This window comes from Novosphingobium capsulatum NBRC 12533 (assembly GCF_001598375.1).
GTDB classification, from domain to species: domain Bacteria; phylum Pseudomonadota; class Alphaproteobacteria; order Sphingomonadales; family Sphingomonadaceae; genus Novosphingobium; species Novosphingobium capsulatum.
The window spans coordinates 1-666 of record NZ_BCYV01000066.1; the positions used below are offsets into that span (position 1 = coordinate 1).

Annotated in this window: 1 rRNA gene; it reads left to right on the top strand. The window is 55.3% G+C overall.

Going from position 1 to position 666, the window contains the following annotated elements:
- Positions 1-666: ribosomal RNA gene (locus SCA01S_RS22020) — 23S ribosomal RNA — on the top strand; the annotation flags it as partial.

Consider the following 666-nt stretch of genomic DNA (forward strand, 5'->3'; position numbering starts at 1 on the left):
CCAAGGGTTCCTGCGGCGAAGATGTAACGGGGCTCAAGACGTGCACCGAAGCTTAGGGTTCAGATCTTTGATCTGAGCGGTAGCGGAGCGTTCCGTAGGCCTGCGAAGCGGAAGGGTAACCGACCGTGGAGGTATCGGAAGTGCGAATGCTGACATGAGTAGCGATAAAGAGGGTGAGATGCCCTCTCGCCGAAAGACCAAGGGTTCCTGCTTAAAGCTAATCTGAGCAGGGTGAGCCGGCCCCTAAGACGAGCCCGAAGGGGGTAGTCGATGGGAACCACGTTAATATTCGTGGGCCTGGAGATGAGTGACGGATCTCTTAAATTGTCAGCTCTTATTGGATTGAGCTGGCTGTGACGAGGTTCCAGGAAATAGCCTCTCCATATAGACCGTACCCGAAACCGACACAGGTGGTCAGGTAGAGTATACCAAGGCGCTTGAGAGAAGTATCCTGAAGGAACTCGGCAAATTGCCTCCGTACCTTCGGAAGAAGGAGGCCCCACATATGCGCAAGCACTTGTGGGGGGCACAGGCCAGGGGGTAGCGACTGTTTAGCAAAAACACAGGACTCTGCTAAGTCGGCTTCAAGACGACGTATAGGGTCTGACGCCTGCCCGGTGCCGGAAGGTTAAGAGGAGGAGTGCAAGCTCCGAATTGAAGCCCCGG